The 18,356-nt window shown below is 33.2% G+C and carries 17 protein-coding genes and 1 riboswitch; of the genes, 7 read left to right on the plus strand and 10 right to left on the minus strand.

Features of this window, described 5'->3' with window-relative positions; genetic code table 11:
• Positions 1-18 precede the first annotated feature (18 nt).
• Genes H0I41_RS04835 through H0I41_RS04845 form a run of 3 tightly spaced genes read right to left on the minus strand, consistent with a single transcriptional unit; the run spans position 19 to position 2,495 of the window.
• Entirely contained in the window at positions 19-249 is a 231-nt protein-coding gene (locus tag H0I41_RS04835; protein WP_014567488.1) for a hypothetical protein, read from the minus strand.
• Between the two features lie 17 nt (positions 250-266).
• On the minus strand, positions 267-1,178 hold the full coding sequence (locus H0I41_RS04840; protein ID WP_135014256.1) for an amidohydrolase family protein: 912 nt from the start codon (positions 1,176-1,178) through the stop codon (positions 267-269).
• A gap of 54 nt (positions 1,179-1,232) precedes the next feature.
• Positions 1,233-2,495 (minus strand): replication-associated recombination protein A, encoded by a 1,263-nt coding sequence (locus H0I41_RS04845; protein ID WP_162222171.1) that lies wholly within the window; start codon positions 2,493-2,495, stop codon positions 1,233-1,235.
• Between the two features lie 115 nt (positions 2,496-2,610).
• On the opposite strand from H0I41_RS04845, the gene H0I41_RS04850 reads away from it, so the two are divergent.
• A complete protein-coding gene (locus H0I41_RS04850; RefSeq protein ID WP_086874879.1) occupies positions 2,611-2,874 on the plus strand; it encodes a transcriptional regulator in 264 nt (87 codons plus the stop codon).
• 88 nt (positions 2,875-2,962) lie between these two features.
• Here the strand turns inward: H0I41_RS04850 and H0I41_RS04855 are convergent, their stop codons facing one another.
• From H0I41_RS04855 to H0I41_RS04875, 5 genes are all read right to left on the minus strand, one after another.
• Positions 2,963-3,784 (minus strand): aldo/keto reductase, encoded by an 822-nt coding sequence (locus H0I41_RS04855; protein ID WP_135014258.1) that lies wholly within the window; start codon positions 3,782-3,784, stop codon positions 2,963-2,965.
• Positions 3,785-3,907: 123 nt separating this feature from the next.
• Positions 3,908-5,659, minus strand: coding sequence for an ABC transporter ATP-binding protein (locus tag H0I41_RS04860; RefSeq protein WP_135014259.1), 1,752 nt, complete (start codon positions 5,657-5,659; stop codon positions 3,908-3,910).
• Positions 5,660-5,743: 84 nt separating this feature from the next.
• Positions 5,744-6,181: a MarR family winged helix-turn-helix transcriptional regulator gene (locus H0I41_RS04865; protein WP_094497281.1), complete on the minus strand. Its 438-nt coding sequence runs from the start codon at positions 6,179-6,181 to the stop codon at positions 5,744-5,746.
• 131 nt (positions 6,182-6,312) lie between these two features.
• Complete coding sequence (gene mgtA, locus H0I41_RS04870; protein ID WP_135014260.1) at positions 6,313-8,991, minus strand: magnesium-translocating P-type ATPase; 2,679 nt, start codon at positions 8,989-8,991, stop codon at positions 6,313-6,315.
• Between the two features lie 76 nt (positions 8,992-9,067).
• A riboswitch (M-box (ykoK) riboswitch) is annotated at positions 9,068-9,235 on the minus strand.
• 210 nt (positions 9,236-9,445) lie between these two features.
• A complete protein-coding gene (locus tag H0I41_RS04875) occupies positions 9,446-9,859 on the minus strand; it encodes a cupin domain-containing protein (protein ID WP_135014261.1) in 414 nt (137 codons plus the stop codon).
• A 196-nt stretch (positions 9,860-10,055) separates the two neighbouring features.
• Between H0I41_RS04875 and tpx the strand changes: the two genes are divergently transcribed.
• Together tpx and H0I41_RS04885 are read left to right on the plus strand one after the other, a co-directional pair.
• The gene (gene tpx / locus H0I41_RS04880) at positions 10,056-10,550 is read left to right on the plus strand and encodes a thiol peroxidase (RefSeq protein ID WP_135014262.1); all 495 of its coding nucleotides are present in this window, start codon (positions 10,056-10,058) and stop codon (positions 10,548-10,550) included.
• Between the two features lie 132 nt (positions 10,551-10,682).
• Positions 10,683-11,015: a putative quinol monooxygenase gene (locus tag H0I41_RS04885; RefSeq protein WP_135014263.1), complete on the plus strand. Its 333-nt coding sequence runs from the start codon at positions 10,683-10,685 to the stop codon at positions 11,013-11,015.
• A gap of 66 nt (positions 11,016-11,081) precedes the next feature.
• Here the strand turns inward: H0I41_RS04885 and H0I41_RS04890 are convergent, their stop codons facing one another.
• Entirely contained in the window at positions 11,082-11,534 is a 453-nt protein-coding gene (locus H0I41_RS04890) for a hypothetical protein (protein ID WP_135014264.1), read from the minus strand.
• Positions 11,535-11,872: 338 nt separating this feature from the next.
• Here H0I41_RS04890 and H0I41_RS04895 point away from each other — a divergent pair, with 338 nt between their 5' ends.
• Entirely contained in the window at positions 11,873-12,922 is a 1,050-nt protein-coding gene (locus H0I41_RS04895; protein WP_011161461.1) for an IS30-like element ISLjo1 family transposase, read from the plus strand.
• 18 nt (positions 12,923-12,940) lie between these two features.
• Here the strand turns inward: H0I41_RS04895 and H0I41_RS04900 are convergent, their stop codons facing one another.
• Positions 12,941-15,469, minus strand: a complete 2,529-nt coding sequence (locus H0I41_RS04900) for an excinuclease ABC subunit UvrA (RefSeq protein WP_135014467.1) — start codon at positions 15,467-15,469, stop codon at positions 12,941-12,943.
• A 231-nt stretch (positions 15,470-15,700) separates the two neighbouring features.
• On the opposite strand from H0I41_RS04900, the gene H0I41_RS04905 reads away from it, so the two are divergent.
• From H0I41_RS04905 to H0I41_RS04910, 3 genes are all read left to right on the plus strand, one after another.
• On the plus strand, positions 15,701-16,462 hold the full coding sequence (locus H0I41_RS04905; protein WP_228099747.1) for an ATP-binding protein: 762 nt from the start codon (positions 15,701-15,703) through the stop codon (positions 16,460-16,462).
• 88 nt (positions 16,463-16,550) lie between these two features.
• Positions 16,551-16,784, plus strand: coding sequence for a hypothetical protein (locus tag H0I41_RS09395; RefSeq protein WP_228099748.1), 234 nt, complete (start codon positions 16,551-16,553; stop codon positions 16,782-16,784).
• Positions 16,785-17,110: 326 nt separating this feature from the next.
• A complete protein-coding gene (locus tag H0I41_RS04910; RefSeq protein ID WP_135014468.1) occupies positions 17,111-18,190 on the plus strand; it encodes an ATP-binding protein in 1,080 nt (359 codons plus the stop codon).
• Positions 18,191-18,356 lie beyond the last annotated feature (166 nt).

Raw genomic sequence — 18,356 nt, forward strand, 5'->3', positions numbered from 1 at the left:
ATGCTGAAGATTGCTTTTTTACAACATTTTATGTTTTTTCATTCGTTCTTCGAAAATACCGTTCACTATTTTTTTCATTTCTTCTTTTTCTTCTGCACTAGCTTCTTCTTCAAAAGCTTTATATAAATCCGGATGCTCCTTAGCAATTAATTTAAAAGTATTTTCAGTTGCGTGCTTACGAAAAATCTTAGGTATTTTATTTAAATATTCAGGCTTAACTAGTGCGATAATTTTTTCATTTGCATTCATAATACTCACTCTCTCCCTTATTGTCTCTCAAGCATATGATAATAATTAGTTTCAAAGATCTTTTTATCATATAAATCCGAGATATCTAGATTTTCAATTGCATTAGATACAATCTCATCAGCTCCTGCTGGCATCACTGCAAACGGAGCATCAGTTCCAAACAAGACATGATTAATGCCAAAATAATCTATTGTTAATTGTAAAGCTGGCGTATTACCTAAAATAGCCGTATCAACATAAAAATTCTTAAACATCTCAGCATGCTCTGGATCTAAAATATGATTAATTCTACCACTAAAGAATGGAACCATAGCCCCTGCATGGTGAACTAAAATTTTCAAGTCAGGTGCTTTTTTGAAGATATCACTTTGTACTAGTTGCAACATAGCCTGCGATAGTTCATATTCCCAAGAAAATACTAGATTATTATCTGGTTTTCGATTATCAAAAACGGGATGTAGCCATAAAGGAAGATGTAGTTCAGCTGCTTTCAACAAAATTGGTTCAAATTCAGAATCAGCAATGCTTTTACCTAAATGACGAGTAAAAATCTGTGCGCCAACTAAGTTTTTATCGGCCTTAATCTTCTCTAAGATTTTGAGCGAAGCAGGAACGTTATTTAGCGCTAGCATCCCTACTCCCGCTTCAAAATAATCAGGATAAGAAGCTATGATAGTAGACAGTTCTTGATTTGCTTCTTGTGCAATTTGACTAGCTTTCTCTTCATCTACAAAGTCTTCTGGATTGATATTAGCAAATGAAATTACCTGCTTAGTATTTTTATCCGGCCAATTAGCTATTCTTTGATTTAAATCAACGAGAGTTTCTATCTTTATAAAAGGATATTTTTGTGGAATTGTAGCATCAATTTTTAACATGGTCTGATAAAAATCAGGCGTTAAAATATGTGCAAATGCGTCTATTTTCATTATATTACCTTCTTTTCTCTTTCACCTTCATTTTAGCATAATTATTAAAATGACCTACTCTCCATATTCCTTACCATAAATATATTTATGAAGTTTCAAATATTGTTGTTCGAGCTTTTTCTCATTAATATTATCTTTTGCAAAATAATATCTTTGACCTTCAAGCCCCTTAGGCATGTAATTTTGTTTTGCAATTTGAAATGGTTGTGTAAATGGATTATCTATCAACCCACCACCTGTTATTTCTTCTGAATGCTTATAATGCATATCTCGTAATCCACGTGGCATGGGATGCTTATTAGGATGAATAGTATCTTTATCTAGCTTTGCCCAAATTTCATCAAAAGCACCTGACTTAGGGGACAAACACATTAACATAGTCGCAAACATCAAAGGATATTTTGCCTTTGGCATCCCTATTTTTTCTGCCTGATTAGCTGCAACTACTATTTGCGTTACTTGTTCTGGATTGGCTAAGCCAACATATGTGTATGGAATTTCTCGCAAACGCCGTACTACTGACGGTAGATCTCCGTTTTTAAGTAAGACGGTAAGATAATACAAGGCTGCATCAGTATCGGACCCAGCCATTGAATCGGAATAAGCTGCTAAATAATCATAATGTTTAGTTGCTTTTCTGTCATAAGCAAAATGTTGACCTTTTACAAACTCCTTAACATTTTTAGCTGAAATTTTTTCTCCATTAACTGCATGAATAGTTTCTAATAAATTTAATGCTACACGCAAATCTCCATCAGCTGAACGAGCAATAATATTAATTGCTTCTTTATCTATTTGTTTTTCATCTAAATGAAATACTTCTTTTAGAGCTCGGACTAAAACCTCACTAATATCCTTATCGTCTAAAGTCTCAAATTCAAAAATCTGACAACGTGAGCGGACAGCAGGAACAATTGACATAATAGGATTTTCAGTAGTTGCGCCAATTAAAAGAATTTGTCCGTTCTCTAAATAAGGCAAAAGATAATCCTGCAATGTTGTCGTCATGCGATGAATTTCATCAATCAGTAGAACAAATGATTGATAAGGATAAGTATTAATGATTTGCATCAGCTTTGCTTTATTATCAATCGAAGCATTAAAAGTGGCTAGCGGATAATCATATTCTCGAGCAATAATTTGCGCTAGACTTGTTTTTCCTGTTCCAGGCGGTCCCCATAATAAGAGCGAAATTGGAACATGATTTTTGATAATCTGATAAAGGAGCTTTCCTTCAGAAATTAGCTTAGTTTGACCTACAAATTGCGATAAATTTTTTGGCCGGATCAAATCTGCTAGTGGCTTTTTGATAGGCATAAAATCGACCTTCTTACTTATAGTAAAGTGTTAAGTTTTATCTATTATTATCACAATTATTAGTTCAAAACAAATTTATATAACCCCAAGCTCTACTCAAATCATTTTAAACACTTTGTCCGATTGTAAGATTACCCCAACTGATTTAACGGTTGCAAACAGCAATTTAGCTTATACTGCGTCTCTTTTAGCTGGTGAAGGTCATAGCGTCCAAATTTCTTATAATAATTTATATGATAAGAAACTAGAAGGCTTAACTGCTCGCCCTCTTTCTCCCCAAATTACTGATCCCAATATCGTTATTTGGAAGAAGAATCGAAAGCTATCTAATTTAGGAAACTTATTTTTAGAAAAATTACGAGACTCGCTCAATAATTAAGTGAGTAATAAAAAAGAGTAATTGTCTATCTCATACCATCTATGAGACTACAATTACTCTTTTATGTTTTTATATTATGTTTTTCAGCTTAATAATCCTCATCTTCTCGCATTTCTGCTGGCCAACCATCAATTGGCTTGCGCTCATCTAAAGCACGAAGCTGCTTAAGATCCTCTTTATCTAACTCAAAATCAAAGATATCAATATTAGCTTTAATATGGGCTGGATTAGTAGAGCGAGGAATAGTTACAATGTCATTCTGGACTAAATACCGTAAAATCACTTGGATTGGTGATTTACCATATTTTTCACCAATTTTTTGTAACACTGGATTAGTCATCAGATTTTGTTGACCGTTACCTAACGGACTATAGCTTTCATGAATAATATTTTCTTTTTTCAAAAATTCGTGCATTTTCCATTGTTGTAATAAAAGATGTGTTTCAATCTGATCAACCATGGGCCGAATTTCTGCATGATTAATTAATTCTAAAGTTTGTCGACTATTAAAATTACTGATACCAATAGCTCGCGTTTTACCAGCTTTATATGCTTCTTCTAGAGCGCGCCAAGTATCTAAATCGTGGCCCATTGGCCAATGAATTAAGACTAAATCAAAATAATCTAAGCCACTTTTATTTAGAGATTCATCTAGTCCCTGCTTAGTCGCTTCATATCCATCAGTCATGGTCTTTGTAGTAATGAAAACTTCATCCCGATTAAGATTACTTGCGCGGACTGCTTCTCCTACCTGCTGTTCATTTTGATAATATTGTGCTGTATCAATTAAACGGTAGCCATCTTTAAAAGCAGATAAAACAGCTTCTTTTGTTTGGTCTGGGCTAATCTCGTAAGTTCCAAAGCCAAAAATTGGGATTTTAACACCGTTATTTAACGTTAAATGTTTCATAATTACCTCTATGTTAATTCATTATTTTACTTCCATATGATAATCATATCCTAAAAGAATAAATAAAACTCTTATTTTAATTTATACAAAAAATAGCGACTTAAAAGCCGCTATTTTTATCTACTATTTTTTAAATTGATTATGAACGTATTCTGCATAAAGAGGTGTTGATTTTACTAGTTCATCATGAGTACCTGAGCCGGAAACAGTTCCATGATCAATGAAATAAATTTTATCTGCATCAACAATTGTACTTAAACGGTGAGCAATTACTAAAGTCATTCTATTTTTCATCAGACTTGCTAAGGCTTTTTGTACCATAGCTTCAGATTCTGAATCAAGACTTGCAGTAGCCTCATCAAGCATTAAGATTTTCGGATCACGCAAAAAGGCCCTCGCAATTGCAATTCTCTGTCTTTGTCCACCAGACAGCTTAACACCTCGTTCACCAATCTGTGTTTCTAAGCCATCTTCTGCCTCTTTTACAAATTTATCTGCATATGCCATCTTTAAAACATGCCATAATTCATCGTCACTAACTTTTCTTCCTAAGCCATAAACCAGATTTTCACGAATAGTTCCGGGCATTACTGATGAATTTTGACCTACAAGTCCAATTTGTTTACGCCAATCAGTTAAATCAATCTCTTCTATATTTTGACCACCAATAGTTATCTTTCCCGAAGTTGGTTTATAGAAACGTTCTATTAGTGAAAAAATTGTTGATTTTCCACCACCTGATGGACCAGCAAAGGCGACAACAGTGTTAGGCTTAGCCGACACATTGATATCATGTAGAATTTGCTTTCCTTTTTCATATGAGAAACTTACATTCTGCAGCTTCAATTCTTTTCCAGCAATATCAACCTTTTGATTATCGGCAGATACTTCAATTGGTTCATTAAGCATTTCGCCGATACGTTCAGTTGAACCTGACGTCTTAGCTAATTCATTGAAAAATTGACTAATTATGATTACTGGACCCATCAATTGAAATAGATACATTAAGAAGGAAATAAGTGCACCCATAGTAAGTGTACCTTGCATAACACGAATAGCACCGTAAGTTAAAATACCAATTACTAAAATCATCATTAACATATTAGAAATTGGCTGCATCAAGGAGTTAATCCAGGATTCCTTTACCCCAATTGCATAAAGTTTAGCAATTCTTTTTGTTCCAGTAGCAAGCTCTTTCTTCTCTGAATTACTTGATTTTACCAAACGGATTTCACTTAAAACATTAGTTGACTCACTAGAAAATTTTGCCAGTTCATCTTGACGTGCCCGGCCAATTTTTCCTGACAATCTCATAAATGGTAATAGAACGAATATCACCAAAGGAACGGCAAGAACCATGATTAAGGACATCTGCCAATCCATCATAAACATGATGACGACAGCACCAAAGAATTGTAATAAAGAAGTAATTGCATTAGGTAAGGTATTAGCAAGTAAATTCTTGACTTGTGACGTGTCATTAACTAGTCTTGATGAAATTTCACCTGTCGAAGTATTATCAAAATAACTAACTGGCATCTTAAGTAAGCGAGCCCAGAGATTATCACGAAGTTTCGAAACCACATGCTCTCCAAAAACTCCCAAAATATAACCAGATAAGGCACTAATAATTACTCCACCAAAAAATACTATTCCAGTAATAATTACCAGGTTTATATTTAAATGCTTAAAGTTATTAATAATTCTTTGTGCAAATTGAGGAACAATTAAGTTTGCTCCCATGGCAATTAAGCCAGCCAGAATACCAACAATTAATTGCCAATATTTGGGATGCACTCGATTTATTAATTTAAAAAAATCTTGAAAACTAAAACTATGTTTTCCTTTTTCAATCTGGGGTCTTCCTCTATCCATTAATACATTCCTCCTTAATAGTTAGGTACCTAATAATAATTAACGCTTAGTATTAAAACATGTAGATACCTAACTGTCAAGTCACTAATTATTTCGAACTTGTTGGTTTAGTTCCTTCAGGAGTGGAATTAATTGATCTAATAGCTTTTCGTCTACTCGACTAGAAAGTTTTTTTAATATCAAGTTAAAGCTTTTTTTCATCTCAATAACTTGTTTTTCTCCTAACTGGGTAATATAAATCCGTTTAATTCGAGCAGACTTTTCATCTTGCTTGCGTTGAATATATCCATCACGTTCAAGATTTTTCAACATATTAGTTACACTGGCATTACGTAAATGAAAATTATCAGCTAGTTCCCTTTGAATCATACCGGGATGCTCTTGAATATACATCAAAGTTCGTCCTTGCTGAGGAGTAAGTTGACTAAATTTTACTTCTTCCCCATAAAATCTTTTAGAAAAGTTGAAGTATAAACGGAATAAATCCATCATTTCTTGATATTTTTCTACTTTATCTGTCATCTTTTAACCCCTTTGTTAATAGTTAGAATGTATACTGTTAGATACCTAATTATAAAATATGCCACAATAAAACAAAAGGAAGTATGTAGTAAATCATACTTCCTTTAAAAATAGATTTAATATTAAAACAATTAGATTAAACATTTCTCTGATTTTAGATACCATTTCTTTACTAACATCGTTAAAGCAATGTATAAAATCAATAAAATAAATACAATTCCTAAAAAATATACTGGAATTGGACCAAATTTCACTGCTTTTGCGACAGGAATAATAAATGGTAACATAGTCCCAATTGCAGCCATACCAATCGTTGCCCATGTAACAATTGCTGTAGCATGCTGTTTAATAAATGGGAGGCCTGGATCTCTAAGTGCATGAATAACCATTTCTTGGGTCCAAAGCGATTCAATAAACCAGCCAGTACAAAAGACAGCTGAAAAAAGTAATTTTTGTGAAGCAGTTGCTCCTGCATAGCTACTTCCGATAATTTGTGGACAAACTATAAAGAACAGTAATGCAAAAGTTATGATGTCAAAAATCGAAGATGTAGGACCAAAATAGAACATAAACTTAGGAAGCTTCTTAGTACTCCACTTTCTTGGTTCAGATAAATAATGTTTGTTCATTGTATCGAATGGAATTGATAGACAGCTGGTACCGTACATTAAATCTAAAATGAGAAGTTGAACTGGAAGCATTGGAAGAAAAGGAAGAAATGATGATGCTACTAAAATTGATAAAATATTACCAAAGTTAGATGAAAGTGTAATTTTAATATATTTCATCGTATTTCCAAAGACTTGCCGACCAATTTGAACAGCTTTCTCTAAAATCATTAAGTCTTTATGTAACAAAATTATATCAGCAGATTTTTTAGCAATGTCTACGGCTGTATCAACGGAAATAGCAACATCGGCTGCTTTCATAGCCGGCGCATCATTAATTCCGTCTCCCATATAAGCAACAGTATGGTTATTTTCTCTTAATAATTGAATAATTTGTGCCTTTTGTTGTGGGGATAGTTTTACAAAAATATCACATTCTTCAACCATTTTCTTCAATTCAGCTGAACTTTTATTTTCTAAGTCCTTTCCCTGATACACGCAATTAATATCTAACCCAACTTGTTTGCCAACATTTCTAGTGACAGCTTCATTATCTCCAGTTAAGATTTTTACAGTAATTCCATCCCTCTTTAAAGCAGTTAATGCAGCTTTAGCACTATCCTTTGGTGGATCTAAAAATGCTAAAAATCCAGTTAAAATTAGTTCTTTCTCATCATCAACACTGAATTCACCAACAGGAGCAGGATTTTTCTTATAGGCTAGCAATACCACCCGTAACCCATCTTGATTCATTTGATTGATCTTATTTAAAATTTCTTGTCTCTGCTCTTGATCAAGCATGGTAATTTTATCGTTAATTTCCAACCGATTAGAGCAAGCAAGCATTTCTTCAGCAGCTCCTTTTGTTACTAATAAGTGTTCATGCTTCTTATTCATTACCACGACACTCATTCGTCTTCTTTTAAAGTCAAAGGGAATCTCATCAATTTTTTGATAATTTTGGTTAATTTCTTCTGTATCTAATTCATCTTTAGCTGCATTAATGATTGCCTTATCAATTAAGTCTTTCATCCCTGTTTGATAGTAACTGTTCAAGTATGATAGTTCTAAGACTTTTGATTTTTCTTCTAAATTCAAATCATAGTGACGTTCTAAAACTACTTTGTCTTGAGTTAAAGTCCCAGTTTTATCTGTGCAAAGAATATCTGCAGATCCGAAGTTTTGAATTGAATTCATTCTTTTAACAATGGTTTCGTGCCTTGCCATTTCAACTGATCCCTTAACTAGATTGCTTGTAACAATTACAGGAAGCATTTCTGGAGTTAGTCCCACAGCTGTAGCAATAGCAAAAATCAATGCATTAAGCCAATCCCCTTTGGTTAAACCATTAATTAAAAATACAAGAGGTGCAATTACGGCGGTCATAATCAATAAAATCTTTGAAACATTTTTGATTCCAATATCAAAAGTTGTTTCTTTATTTTTATTCTTGCTAAGAGTACGTGCTAAATTACCAAAAACTGTCTCATCACCTGTAGCAAATACAACGCCCATTGCAGAGCCTGAAACAATATTTGTTCCCTCATATAAAATATTCGGATAATCTAAATAGTTATCATTTTCCTTTGGCTTTTCATTTGCTAGTTTTTCAACAGGACTAGATTCACCATTTAATGAACTTGCTGAACAAAAGAGATCCTTACTTTTTAATAAATACAGATCTGCTGGTACCAGATCCCCAGCAGTTAGATTGATAATATCACCAACTACAACATCTTTAGTTGGCAATTCCTGATCTTTTCCATCTCGTTTGATATTCGTGGTTACAGATACCATATTTAATAGTGAATCAACTGCGTCACTGGTTTTAACATTCTGGATAAAACTAGTTATTCCAGAAATTAAAACCATTGTAATCATAATAATGACTGTACTGAGATCCTTTTGATCTGCAGGAACAAAAAGATAGTTAGTCAAAAAAGATAAAAGAGCTAAAAACAGTAATACTCCTGTAAATGGAGTCATGAAAGCATCAAATAAAAAATGCAATTTTGGATGACACTCTTTATTTGATACTTCATTTAACCCATCGCGCTCTAAACGCTTTTTTGCTTGCGCAGGGTTTAACCCATTAATTGACGTATCTAATTGCTTTAATACTTCACTCTTTTCTTTTCCAGCAATTTGCTTAGCTAAAGTCGCATCAGTTACTACACGATCTTTAGAGTTGAATTTTAACATAGTAATCTCTCCCTCTAAAAAATCGGCAAACAAACAAAAAGACCAACGCAAAAACTGCATTGGTCTTATAATAGCGATTTAATACTCGTCGTTCAGTTTTAACACTACGTAACGTAAAGTTTTTTCAACTAGCTGACTGGGAAAAGCCTTAACTCGACAGTTCCTGTTTGACCCGTTGGCATCTCTGGATGTTCCTGGGCATCAGCATATATTTACGTAGGAGTCTCACCTAACAGTTTATTTGCTTCTTTATTTAATTGACGACTATAGCCTAAACGACTATTTTTTATTATTCAACCGTCTTTATAATTTCTTTACTTTCTTAAAAAAATCGAAATATTTTACTTCAAGTATTCTTTAAAGAAATTATCAAGTTTACTAAAAAAGTTAAGCACTACCATTAGCACTTAACTTTTTATACACATCAATTTATTAATTATGAAACTTTATAAATTTAACCTAACTTGTCATATTCTTCATCAGAAACTGGCTCAAGCCAAGTGGTTTTACCGTCTCCGACCATTACTGCTACATGAGCAAACCATGAATCCTTGGTAGCACCATGCCAGTATTTAGTATTAGGGTTAACAATTACAACATCCCCGGGAACCATCTTCTGTGCTGGTTTACCTTCTTCTTGATACCAACCTTCACCTGCAACGGCAATTAGGATTTGAGGAATTGAGTGCATGTGCCAATCATTACGACAACCAGGCTCAAAACTTACATTACTTACACCAGTTTTAGCCTCTTTACTTGATGCTAAAGGATTGAGGTAACTCTTTCCTTGAAAGTATTTTGCGTATGCTTCGTTAAATTTACCAAAGCCAAAGACACTATTTTTTACTTCTTCTTCATTTTTTGCCATTATTTTTTCCTCCGTAAAACTCTTTATTTCTCTCATCTATTAGTTTATATCTACCCTTTATAAATTAAAAATAGTTATTTCTACTAGACATCTATGCATTTAAGGTATGGTATTTTACTACATAGGCTAAATATTTAAGATACCTCCTATAATTTGCTATATTTAAGATAATAAGAAGAAAGAGAGGGTATAACTTATGAAAATCACTTTTAAAGGTAAAGAAGTTAAATTAATAGGTACTCCGCCAGCAGTTGGTGAAGAAATGCCTAATTTTGCAGTACTAAATAAGAACAATCAAGAATTCACTAAGTCTGATTTGTTAGGTAAATTTAGTTTAATTAGTGTAGTACCAGATATTAATACTCCTGTTTGCAGTATTCAAACCAAAACTTTTAATAAAACAATGGATAAATTTCCAGAAATTAACTTTTTGACTATTTCCACTAATATCGTTGAAGACCAACAAAATTGGTGTGCTGCTGAAGATGTTAAAAATATGCAATTGATGTCTGATAAAAATTTGTCATTTGGTAAAGCAACTGGCTTATTAATTCCAGAATCTGGCATTCTTGCTCGTTCCGTTTGGGTCCTTGATCCTAATGGTAAAATTCTATACCGTGAATTAGTTGATGAAATTACACATGAGCCAAATTATGATGCAGTATTAAACGAACTAAAACAATTACATTAAGATTAACAAAATTAGTTTATAGAAAAAGTGTTTACCAGATTTTAAAGTCTTGATGGTAAACACTTTTTTCTTGATTAAAATTTAATATAAAATGGTTAAAGAACTACTACGAATAATTAAGGAGGATTAGATATGTCATTAACAGTTAATCTTTACTACACTGGTAAAAATGGAAGCGCTCGTAAATTCGCTGAAGAAATGGAAAGCAGCGGTGTAGCCGACCGTATTAGGAAAGAACCAGGAAATGAAAAATATGAATATTTCATTCCATTAGATGATCCTGAAACTATTCTTCTAATTGATAGCTGGAAAAACCAAGAATCTCTTGAAGCTCACCATGCTTCACCAATGATGCAAGAATTAGCCGACCTACGTAAAAAGTATGATCTTCATATGCGTGTAGAACGTTATATTTCTGACGAGAATGGTATTCCAAGCAGTGATCAAAAATTTATTCGAAAATAATAGATTTTTAACCATATTCAAAGACTAATAAAAAGGCGCATGCCTAATATCTAAAAAGATATTGGCCTACGCCTTTTTCTCTATATAAACTTCTAAAAATGTACTATTGTTGAACCTACTATTAGTAACATAAGAACTAGAATCAGACTTTAGGACAATCATTAAAGCGTTAGATTCACCATAGTTCGCATCTTCCCATGGCATATAAATATTTTTAGTTTTTCCAGATTTAAAAATCAAATCTACATCAACTAAATCATGGAATTTAGCTATCCGGTCAGCTAAATTATATTCTTCCGAAGTTTCAATGGTATTTACTTTATCCCAGTCAGCAATCATAGTAAACCCATCACATTCAAGGCCTGTTTTAAGGATATCACTATCTTCCTCTTCATGGCCCCAGCGATGGCTTAAGTTAGTATATACATTTTTAAAATTAAAATAAGGAATATACTCAATTGGAATTTGCTCAGACTCACAATTTTCAAAATTAAATTGAATTGCTTTTAACTTTTCCATACTATGCTTACATCCTCTCAAACTTTACTGAATTGCCACTTTATTATACAAAATTATTTAACAATTTTAACTAATTAACAAGGATGAAAAATATATAGGCTTCAATATAATACTTTTTATCTTCTTTAGATAATTTGGTCATAAGAACCCCCCCGAAATTCGTGTCCGAATTTCGAGGGTCACTACAATTCTTAGATTGGCTACTTCTTATTAACTATTTATTTTATTTAATCGCTGATTGTAAAATTAAATTGAACACTTGATAAAAAATAAAAAGTCCATTCGGACCTGTTTGATAGAATGTTAATAACCACAAAAACTTTCTATTGGAGGTCAAAATGGACTCTTTACATTCTACCATGAACCAGCACGTTAAAGGCAAGCATTTATCATTTGAAGAGCGAGTTATTATTCAATTGCGTTTGAAAGATGGCTATTCTTTGCGTGCAATTGCCCGTGAACTTAACTGTTCTCCTTCTACTATCAGCTATGAGGTTAAGCGTGGCACTGTAAAACTGTATCATGGTAAAGTCAAAAAATATAAGGCTACTCAAGGGCATGATGCATATAAAGCTCATCGTAAAAATTGTGGGCGCAAATCAGACTTTCTCAGGAAAGCTCAATTCATGCGCTATGTCCACAAGCATTTTTTTAAAGATGGCTGGTCGCTTGATGTGTGCAGTAATCGTGCTACTGCTGTTGGCGAATTCGCTAGCAGCGATGTTGTCTGCACCAAAACTCTTTATAATTACGTTGATCAAGGCTTATTAGGAATTTATAATTACGACTTGCCAGAGAAGCTTAAACGCAATACTAAGCTTCATCGTATTCGCAAAAATAAGAAAAAACTTGGCAGAAGCATTGAAGAACGTCCTAAAGAGATCAATAAACGTAATGAATTCGGTCATTGGGAATGCGATTTAGTTCTCGGACATAAGAGCAAAGATGATGAGGTACTGCTAACCTTATCTGAGCGTATGAGTCGTGAGTTTTTAATTCTTCGTATTCCTGACAAGACTTCTGTCAGTGTCATGCAGGCCTTTAAAGAACTCCAAAGGCAATACAGCGAACATTGGAATGATATTTTTAAAACCATTACCACTGATAATGGCTCAGAGTTTGCAGATCTTTCCAACCTAGAAAAAGTATCCAATACACTGGTTTACTATGCCCATCCTTACACTTCTTGTGATAAGGGAACAGTTGAAAGACACAATGGTCTTATTCGCAGATTCATTCCTAAGGGAGAAGCAATAGCTAACTATTCTTTACAAGACATCATTAATATTGAAACCTGGTGCAATTCTTTGCCAAGAAAGATACTGGCCTATCATACACCAGATGAAATCTTTGAAAGAGAATTAGATCTAATCTATCAAGCAGCTTAACTAAAAGTGTTCAATTTATTATTGCAATTTGCGTATTTTATTTAATTTAAACTGATCGACATAATCTGCTAAATACTTCACGGTCAGGCTGTGCGGATCTTTAATTAATTCTAATGGTCTACCTTTAGCCACTAACTTTCCTCCATTTTCACCACCACGTGGCCCTAAATCAAGCATGTAGTCAGTATTAACGATTAAGTTAAGATCATGCGTAATAGTAATTATAGTTGCGCCTTGATCAAGAAGTTTTTGCATTACATGAACTAATACCTTTACATCTAAGGGATGCAGACCAATAGTAGGTTCATCAAAAACAAATAAGGTATCGTCTTGTCTCTGACTTAAGTGTGTTACTAATTTTAATCTCTGCGCTTCCCCACCAGACAAAGTTGGTGTACTTTCTCCTAAGTGTAAATAATCAAGACCTACTTCTTTCAATAAAAGTAGATCGCGTTCAATTTTTGGAATCTCTTTAAAAATTGGAATAGCTTCGTTTATATCCAGGTTAAGAACATCAACAATCGAAAGATCATGCCATTTAACTTTTTGAATTTTTTGATTATATCTATCTCCATGGCAAGTAGGACAGGTTTGCTGCATATCAGGCAAAAACTGAATATCTAAAGTAACGATTCCTGTACCACCACAAGTTGGACAAGCTCCTTCTTTATTATTATAAGAAAAGTAACTTGGAGTATAATGCTTTTCTTTGGCTAAAGGTTGCTGAGCAAAGAGCTTACGCAAATTATCCATAATCGAAGTATAAGTTGCGACTGTTGAACGCGTACTCTTTCCAATTGGAGAAGCATCCACACTTACAACATGGTGCACAGGAGAATTAAATTCTTTAACTTGCTTTGGTAAAGGCTCTCCCTTATCTTGGGCCTTAATTGCTGGAACAATAGAATCTAAAATTAAACTAGTCTTACCTGCTCCTGAAAAGCCAGTTACAGCAGTAATTTGATTTACAGGAATGCCTGCTTTAATATCATGTAAATTAAAATAGTGATCTACTTCAAAAGTAATTTGGTCGGAATTAACTTGATCACTAACTTTACGAGCCATTAAATCGGCTTTGCCATCTAAATAAGGTGCAATTAAAGATTGAGGATCTTTTTCAATTTCTAAAGGAGTGCCTTGATCCAAAATTTCTCCTCCAGCTTCACCAGACCCAGGACCGATTTCAATAATTTGATCAGCTGCTTTTATAATATCAACATTATGATCAACGACCACAAGGGAATTACCTTGTGCAACTAATTTACGCAATACTTTAATTAATCCATCAACATTAGCAGGATGTAATCCAATTGAAGGTTCATCTAAAACGTATAAAACTCCGGTAGTTTCTGTACGTAAAGTTCTAGCAAGTTGGATTCTTTGTAATTCACCAGTAGACAAGGTATTCCCAGCTCGTGCCATGGTTAAATAATCTAATCCTAAATCCAGTAATGGCTGCAAATTATTAATAAATTCATTGAGTAGGGCTTTAGCCATGGGATGCATATTTTCTGGCAGACTAACGAGAACTTCTTTACTCCATTTAGGCAAATCGCCTAGTTGCATATGTTGAACTTGATCAATATTTTTTCCATTAACTAACTGATTAAGTAGTTCTGGACGAAGACGCGTTCCATGACAAACCGGACAAGTTGAATAAGTAAAAAATTCTGCAAGACGTTTCTGTGCTCGTTCACTTTTACTACTTTCAGCTGATTTTAAAACGGCTTGATGCGCATTTTCATATAAAGCATTAAAATTATGAAAAACTCGACCGGTTCCTGACAAAAAATCCATCTGGTACTTCTTTTCAGGACCATTTAAAACAAAATCTTTCTCTTTCTCAGTTAAATCCTTATAAGGAATGTCAATTCTAACGCCCGCATGTTCAGCCACATTTGGCATAAAGTTCCTTCCTGGTAAATTCCAAGAAGCTACAGCACCGTTTCTAATCGAAAGATTGGGATCGGTAATTAATTTACTTTCGTCTAATTGGCGTACCTTACCAGTTCCACTGCAACGCTCACAAGCTCCATCAGAATTAAAAGAAAAATCTTCCGCACTTGGAACGTGAAACTTTACACCACAAGTTGGACAAGTAACCTGCCCCATCTCATCTCCGGACTTAGACATTGCTTCTGCAATATCTAAACTTGGGGCAACTCGGTGTCCATTCGGACAGACCGGTGAACCTAATCTTGAAAAAATTAGCCGTAAAACATTATATGTTTCAGTAGTTGTTCCAACAGTCGCTCGTTCATTAGGAACACTTGGTCTTTGGCGCAAGGCTAAGGCAGATGGAATATGTTTTACACTAGTTACATCCGCTTGCGCACCTTGCTTAATTCGTCGACGCATATAGGTAGATAGAGCGTCCAAGTAGCGCCGCGACCCTTCTTCATATAAAATTCCCATTGCCAGGGATGACTTTCCTGACCCCGAAAGTCCTGAAATAGCCACAAACTTATGAAGTGGGATATCTACATTAATATTCTTCAAGTTATGAACACGTCCATCACGAACTTCAATCTTTTTTGGGACTGCCATTTTATTTCCTTCTTTATCATTTCTATAATTTACATCTATATATTATAGGAAACTTTTTACTCAGTTGTTAAATTATCGTTTTTAACACATATTTATGTGGAGTTTTCTCTATTACAGTTTATAGCTATTGTTTACTGCTCCTTACCCGATCTTTCTAAAGTGGAAAAATGTTATAAAAAGTTATAAAATTAAATAAAAGTTATAAAAAGTTATAAAAAGAGGTGTAACTAAATGGAAAATCCTTTTAATCCTAGTTTTGGAAAAATGCCCAGTGTTTTCTTAAATCGTGATTCATTAACTCAACGTATAGTTACTGAATTGAACCGAGTGGGATCGCCTTTTCAAACATCCCTTCTTTACGGGCAACGTGGTTCGGGAAAAACTACATTGATGACAGAAGTTTCTAATTTAATAAGTAAAGATAAAAATTGGTTAGTAATCAATTTAGTTCTAGATGATGATCTCTTAATCTCCCTAATAAATCAATTACAACGACATCTTCTTAACTTGAAGATTATAAAAAATATCGACCTAAAGATGAACTTCTTTGGACTAGATATGAGTGCTAGTTTCCATCAACAGGCTGAATCTAATTTTCAATTATTATTCCAAGATGCCTTAGAGAAACTAACAAAAAAAGGGTTTCATGTTTTAATTAACATTGACGAAGTACATTTAACACCATTATTAAAAAAATTTGCTAGTTGTTATCAAATTATGATTCGAAACAATCTTAATGTTTCTTTACTTATGGCAGGTTTACCAGAAAATGTTTCAGAAATCCAAAATGATGATGTTCTTACCTTTTTATTGCGTGCCAATCGAATCGTTTTGAATCCTTTAGATATTGAAAGTATAAAAAATAGTTATCAGCACATTTTTAGTAAAGCTAGCTATACATTTTCGACTGAAACTCTTTTATATATGACTAAACAAACTCAAGGATTTGCTTACGCTTTTCAATTATTGGGCTATCATTCATTCCTCCAATAAGACGATTTCTATATCTGATATAAACAACATCTTAGACATCTATATTAGTGAATTAAATAGAAATGTTTACTTCAAAGTTTATAGTGACATGTCTGAACGTGAAAAAGAATTCGTACAAGCTATGGTTAAATCTAAGCAACACAAGGTTAAAAGTCAGGTTATTGGTAATCTTATGGAAAAAGGACCTAATTACATTGCTGTCTATCGCCGGAAATTAATTGATGACCAAATTATTAAACCGAATGGTTATGGCTATGTTAGCTTTTTGTTACCTTACTTCGATAAATTCGTTGAACAAGAGATGATTTTAGATGAATTTTAAAATTAATCTAGAACTTTTTAGTTTCTCTCTTTCTTATCCCTCATGATTTAACTAAATATAAATAAAATGAGCAATAGCTTTCCTACAGTTCATATAGAAACTATTACTCATTTTATTTTACATTCATATCTAAGCTTGCTTTAGTGCTTTATATACTTCAGTCGCAAAAGATAAAATCCTATCAACATTAATGCACTTATGCAAAACAATTCTAGAATCACCTAAAAAGTATAATGAAGTATAAAATTGTGCCGCAAAGTATAATGAAGTATAATGAAGTATAAAATCATGCCGCAAAGTATAATGAAGTATAATGAGGTTTTAAAATGTACAGTGAAAATCCATTTGATGCGGAATTCGGTGGAATTCCTGAACTATATCTTGATTTTAATAATGATGCTGTCAAATATGCTAAAAGAGCACACCGTTACAAAAAACATCCCACTTACTCACTTTTTATTACTGGTGTTCGTGGTTCAGGTAAAACAGTTTTTATGAACAAAGTTGGCAAAGAACTTAATAAATATGATGATACAATCGTAGTAACTCTTCATAATACTGAAGATTTATTTCGTATAATGTACATTAAGCTAGCCCCAATGCTTAACAAATTAAAAAAGTGGTCTTCGTCTGTTTCAATTAACTTACCATTCGTTTCTATAAATTTTGCTGAGGCAAATGAAAAACATGATGAAATCTACTATAAAACTGAAATTACTAAAATTTTAAAATTATTGAAACAAGCTAACATGCGAGTCGTATTTTGTATTGATGAAGTTTCTAATACACCAGCAATTCAAAAATTAGCTGAAGAATTTAATAATTGGAGCTTAAGTGAACTGCAAGTTTCTGTTATCATGACTGGATTGTTGAAGGAAGTGGCGGAACTTTCTAGTTCGCATAATTTAACTTTTTTAGTACGCGCTGATAGGTTTCACGTTAATAAATTGCAAAAATTATCAATTGCTCAAGCGTATATTAAAGTATTTGACATTACAAGTGACCAAGCTGAAGAAATGGCCGAGATGACACAAGGTTATGCTTATGCTTTTCAATTAATTGGCGATTTGATGTATGAAGAGCTATCTACTGGTAAAAATTTTGAAGAATCCTGGAATTATACTAAGTTAGCTTTTAAAGATACGCTTTTCAATCAAGCGTATGATGTCATCTCACATGAATTAACAGAAATTGATTTTCAATTTCTCTACGAGATGTCAAAAAATAATAATATTAGTGCAATTATTGAAAAAATGGGTAAAAGCAAGCAATACGTAAATATGTATCGTACTAAGCTAATTAAATATAATTTAATCAAAACAATCATTCGCGGTAAATTAGGATTCACCCTACCTTTATTTAGGGAATTTATCCAAGCAAAATATGATGAATTAAATTGGGGATAAAAAAACTGAAATGATCAAATCATGTCCAGTATTGTTTTGTAATTATTTACTTTTTAAAATAAAATTCGTTTTAACCTAAATAATAAATAAACTAAAACGGGTGGAGCCAATCAACTTCACCCGTTTTACTTTGTCAAAATTTACTACTAAATTATTTTAAACTAAC

This window comes from Lactobacillus johnsonii (assembly GCF_014058685.1).
Taxonomy (GTDB): Bacteria; Bacillota; Bacilli; order Lactobacillales; family Lactobacillaceae; genus Lactobacillus.

Excerpts from the sequence above, each read along its gene's own strand:
- H0I41_RS04845 (WP_162222171.1), bottom strand. The coding sequence starts at position 2,495 with ATGCCTATCAAAAAGCCACTAGCAGATTTGATCCGGCCAAAAAATTTA.
- H0I41_RS04875 (WP_135014261.1), bottom strand. The coding sequence starts at position 9,859 with ATGGCAAAAAATGAAGAAGAAGTAAAAAATAGTGTCTTTGGCTTTGGT.
- H0I41_RS04885 (WP_135014263.1), top strand. The coding sequence starts at position 10,683 with ATGTCATTAACAGTTAATCTTTACTACACTGGTAAAAATGGAAGCGCT.
- H0I41_RS04905 (WP_228099747.1), top strand. The coding sequence starts at position 15,701 with ATGGAAAATCCTTTTAATCCTAGTTTTGGAAAAATGCCCAGTGTTTTC.
- H0I41_RS04900 (WP_135014467.1), bottom strand. The coding sequence starts at position 15,469 with ATGGCAGTCCCAAAAAAGATTGAAGTTCGTGATGGACGTGTTCATAAC.
- mgtA (WP_135014260.1), bottom strand. The coding sequence starts at position 8,991 with ATGTTAAAATTCAACTCTAAAGATCGTGTAGTAACTGATGCGACTTTA.
- H0I41_RS04855 (WP_135014258.1), bottom strand. The coding sequence starts at position 3,784 with ATGAAACATTTAACGTTAAATAACGGTGTTAAAATCCCAATTTTTGGC.
- H0I41_RS04860 (WP_135014259.1), bottom strand. The coding sequence starts at position 5,659 with ATGGATAGAGGAAGACCCCAGATTGAAAAAGGAAAACATAGTTTTAGT.
- H0I41_RS04835 (WP_014567488.1), bottom strand. The coding sequence starts at position 249 with ATGAATGCAAATGAAAAAATTATCGCACTAGTTAAGCCTGAATATTTA.
- H0I41_RS04890 (WP_135014264.1), bottom strand. The coding sequence starts at position 11,534 with ATGGAAAAGTTAAAAGCAATTCAATTTAATTTTGAAAATTGTGAGTCT.
- H0I41_RS09395 (WP_228099748.1), top strand. The coding sequence starts at position 16,551 with ATGTCTGAACGTGAAAAAGAATTCGTACAAGCTATGGTTAAATCTAAG.
- H0I41_RS04865 (WP_094497281.1), bottom strand. The coding sequence starts at position 6,181 with ATGACAGATAAAGTAGAAAAATATCAAGAAATGATGGATTTATTCCGT.
- H0I41_RS04895 (WP_011161461.1), top strand. The coding sequence starts at position 11,873 with ATGGACTCTTTACATTCTACCATGAACCAGCACGTTAAAGGCAAGCAT.
- tpx (WP_135014262.1), top strand. The coding sequence starts at position 10,056 with ATGAAAATCACTTTTAAAGGTAAAGAAGTTAAATTAATAGGTACTCCG.
- H0I41_RS04840 (WP_135014256.1), bottom strand. The coding sequence starts at position 1,178 with ATGAAAATAGACGCATTTGCACATATTTTAACGCCTGATTTTTATCAG.
- H0I41_RS04910 (WP_135014468.1), top strand. The coding sequence starts at position 17,111 with ATGTACAGTGAAAATCCATTTGATGCGGAATTCGGTGGAATTCCTGAA.